This window comes from Ferruginibacter sp., assembly GCF_031430955.1.
In the GTDB taxonomy this organism is placed as follows: Bacteria; Bacteroidota; Bacteroidia; order Chitinophagales; family Chitinophagaceae; genus Ferruginibacter.
This window is the reverse complement of sequence record NZ_JANPCM010000613.1, coordinates 1-3,730: the sequence shown is the minus strand read 5'-3', so window position 1 is coordinate 3,730 and position 3,730 is coordinate 1. Positions and strand designations below refer to the sequence as shown.

4 protein-coding genes are annotated in these 3,730 nt (G+C 37.3%); 3 read left to right on the top strand and 1 reads right to left on the bottom strand.

Features of this window, described 5'->3' with window-relative positions; translation table 11 throughout:
• On the top strand, positions 1 to 327 hold a 327-nt coding region (locus ACY65O_RS17360; RefSeq protein ID WP_462222124.1), incomplete at its 5' end, for a peptidoglycan DD-metalloendopeptidase family protein.
• Between the two features lie 3 nt (positions 328 to 330).
• Here ACY65O_RS17360 and ACY65O_RS17355 read toward each other — a convergent pair.
• The gene (locus ACY65O_RS17355) at positions 331 to 609 is read right to left on the bottom strand and encodes a hypothetical protein (RefSeq protein WP_462222123.1); all 279 of its coding nucleotides are present in this window, start codon (positions 607 to 609) and stop codon (positions 331 to 333) included.
• Positions 610 to 842: 233 nt separating this feature from the next.
• On the opposite strand from ACY65O_RS17355, the gene dxs reads away from it, so the two are divergent.
• Both dxs and ACY65O_RS17345 read left to right on the top strand, forming a co-directional pair.
• Positions 843 to 2,783, top strand: coding sequence for a 1-deoxy-D-xylulose-5-phosphate synthase (gene dxs, locus ACY65O_RS17350; protein ID WP_462222122.1), 1,941 nt, complete (start codon positions 843 to 845; stop codon positions 2,781 to 2,783).
• Positions 2,784 to 2,887: 104 nt separating this feature from the next.
• A partial coding sequence (locus tag ACY65O_RS17345; RefSeq protein WP_462222121.1) for a hypothetical protein occupies positions 2,888 to 3,730 on the top strand: 843 nt, incomplete at its 3' end.

The following is a 3,730-nucleotide window of genomic DNA, read 5'->3' as shown; positions in this document are numbered from 1 at the left end:
AATTTTGGCGATTATGGTGCTACAATTATTTTACAGCATCAGTTAGATACTGTTGTTTTTCATACGCTGTACGGCCATTTAAGTTTGGCAGATCTGGCACCTTTGCAGATAGGAAAATATGTAGGCCGTGGAGAATTGCTGGCACATTTTGGTGCACCAAAAGATAATGGTAACTGGCCACCGCACCTGCATTTTCAAATTATTGATGATATGCGTTTATATGAGGGAGATTATCCCGGCGTATGCAAAGTATCGGAAAGCGAAAAGTATTTAAGCAATTGCCCCAACCCGGATTTGATTTTGAATTTAATGCGTTACCTGGCATAAAATCTACCTGCCAAAATCAAGCTGTGTAACTGCAAAAAAACCTGTAATAAACAATACAACAGCACTTGTAACAAGCCCTAAAACCCAGGCTTTATTTTTTTGATAATTTGCAATGGCCATAATTATTGCCCCCAAAATATTAACTAAGGCAACGGGTATGGCAATAATGCCAAAAGTTCCAAAAAAAGTTTGCCAGTCAAATTTATCGGCGGCAAAATATGCCAAAGCAATTAATAGCGGCACGGCAATTTGTACAACCAAGATCTTAACGGGTAATTTCATTTAAAAGAGTTTGAGCTAAAGATAATTGTAAGTGCAGTGTTGTAATAGCAGTGCAAGTTAATATTACGCAAAATATGAGAGGATTTACTAAAACTTAGATCACTAAAAATAATTTTACGTAAATCAATAGCTGCCAGCCGCAATTTTACCCGAACTTTTCCCGTTTAAGTATGTTTAATAACGGTACATCTAAAAGATAAAAAACATAACTTTGTTCATTAAAAATTTACAGCATGGAGCTAACTCCCGGCACACTTCTTAAAAATATCGATTCGCCAGCAGATTTAAAAAAACTCAGCAGGGAACAATTGCACCAGGTTTGTGATGAGCTAAGGCAGTATATTGTTGATATTGTAAGTGTGCATGGCGGCCACTTTGGCGCAAGTTTGGGAGTAGTGGAGCTAAGCGTTGCATTGCATTATGTGTACAATACACCATACGATCAGTTGGTGTGGGATGTTGGCCACCAGGCTTATGGCCATAAAATACTAACCGGCCGCAGAGATAATTTTCCCTCTAACAGAAAATATAAAGGCCTTAGTGGTTTTCCTAAACGCAGCGAAAGCGAGTACGATACTTTTGGCGTAGGCCATTCTTCTACTTCAATAAGTGCAGCATTAGGCATGGCCATGGCAGCAAAATATAAAGGAGAAGACAGAAAAAGTGTTGCAGTAATTGGGGATGGTGCAATGACGGCGGGTTTGGCTTTTGAAGCTATGAATCATGCAGGTGTTGCCGATTCGGATGTGCTGATAATTTTAAATGATAACTGCATGAGCATCGACCCAAATGTGGGGGCGCTAAAAGAATATTTAACCGACATTACCACTTCTCAAACGTATAATAAAGTAAAGGATGATGTTTGGAAGTTGCTCGGCAAATTGCCTGTGGGTAAAAACTTCAGCCGTACTATGGCGCACAAACTTACCGAAGGTGTAAAAGGCATGGTGAGCAGTAAAGCCAATTTATTTGAAGCATTGAAGCTGCGTTATTTTGGGCCGATAGATGGCCATAATATTACCAAACTGGTAGATACTTTACAGGATTTAAAACATATACCCGGCCCTAAAATTTTACATATTGTTACAGTTAAAGGCAAAGGATACGATTTAGCAGAAAAAGACCAAACCCTTTGGCATGCACCCGGCCTGTTTGATAAAGTAACCGGCAAAATTCAAAAGAAAACTTTTGATCTGCCTCAGCCAATGAAATACCAGGATGTATTTGGACATACTATTATTGAACTGGCAGAAAAGAATGAAAAAATATTTGGTATCACGCCTGCAATGCCCAGCGGATCTTCTTTAAAATACATGATGGCAAAAATGCCCGACCGTGCTTTTGATGTGGGCATTGCAGAGCAACATGCCGTAACCGTGAGTGCCGGCATGGCAACACAGGGCATGAAAGTTTTTTGCAACATCTATTCTTCTTTTATGCAAAGGGCTTACGATATGGTGGTGCATGATGTAGCCATACAAAAACTGCCTGTTATTTTTTGTTTAGACCGTGCCGGACTTGTGGGTGAAGATGGCCCAACGCATCATGGCTGTTATGATATTGCATATATGCGTTGCGTACCAAACATGATTGTAGCTGCACCTATGAATGAAGCAGAATTACGTAACATGATGTACACTGCACAATTAGAAACACATCAGTTGCCCATTTCTATTCGCTACCCAAGAGGTGAAGGTGTAATGCCCGAATGGAGAACAGAGATGAAGGAAATAAAAATTGGTACAGGCAGAAAGTTGTCCGCAGGATCCAGTGGGAAAGATGGAGAAGGTGTTGCGATTCTTTCATTTGGCCACCCGGGAAATTTTGCAGCCAGTGCCATTCGTGAATTAAAGAACGATGGTATAAACCCTGCACATTACGATATGCGTTTTGCAAAACCGTTAGACGAAGTAATGCTGCACGAAGTGTTTGCAAAATTTGATAAAGTTATTACCATTGAAGATGGAACTATTGTGGGTGGTTTTGGAAGTGCCGTATTAGAATTTATGGCAGCACATAATTATAAAGCACAAGTAAAAATTATGGGCATTCCAGATAGCCTTGTAGAGCATGGTACTCCTAAACAATTGTATGAAGAAATAGGTATTGATGCCAATGGTATTGTAAAAGTGGTGAGGGAAATGATGGGAGTGAGGGTGCTGGTGAAGGGATAAAAAGCACATACAAAACAAATATTCTGTAAATTTATTTTTTTTATTACTTTTATACAATTACCTCCATTCGGCGGCGTTAATTAACTTTGAAGTAGTAAAATTATATGACTGTAATATTTACAGGTATTTCTGGAATAAACATTGCAGAGAGTCTTAATAAATTTGCCTCTGAATATAAAGAGTTTAAACCAGGAGGGCAATTTTACGATGCAAACCCTATAATTTTAAAAATTGATACAGAAATCGAAAAAGCTTTTCTGCAAAAAACTGGTCATCCTTCCTTAAAACGTCTATGGATAAATAAAATTCTGCTTTTACCTTATAAAGATTTGAAAGTGTATTGGTCAGTTGCAGCAGATGAGTTAATAAAACAAATAAACTCAATCAGAGCAAAAAATCTTAATAGACCTGTTTTTATAAATCTCCATTCGTGTTATTTTCACAATCGAACTCAAGAATATTTGTCTTTGTTAGACCTTTCCTTATTAAAAGGATTCAAAGCCGATTTAATTGTAACTATAATTGATGATATTTATGATATTCATCATAGATTAAACAATTTAGGTGGAATATATCATGACTATTCCTCAACAACACAAACTGCAATGATTCTCAGATATTTCAGTCTTTTAGATTGGAGATCAAAAGAAACAATGATGTCAAAATTCTTGTCAGATGAATTAAAAAAACCTCATTATGTTTTAGCCGCAAAACATAGCTATACGACACTTTATAATCTTATCTTTAAACACAATGAATTAAAAAGGGCATATTTATCACACCCAATTACCGAGGTTCGAAGATTAGAGAAAGAAGTAAGCCCAATGGCTAATCAAATTAAGAACGAAATAGCTTCTTTAGAAGAAGCATTTACAAGCATGATGACTGTTTTTCTACCCACTACAATTGATGAATACAGAATACAAACAGATGTTTCTAAAGATGCA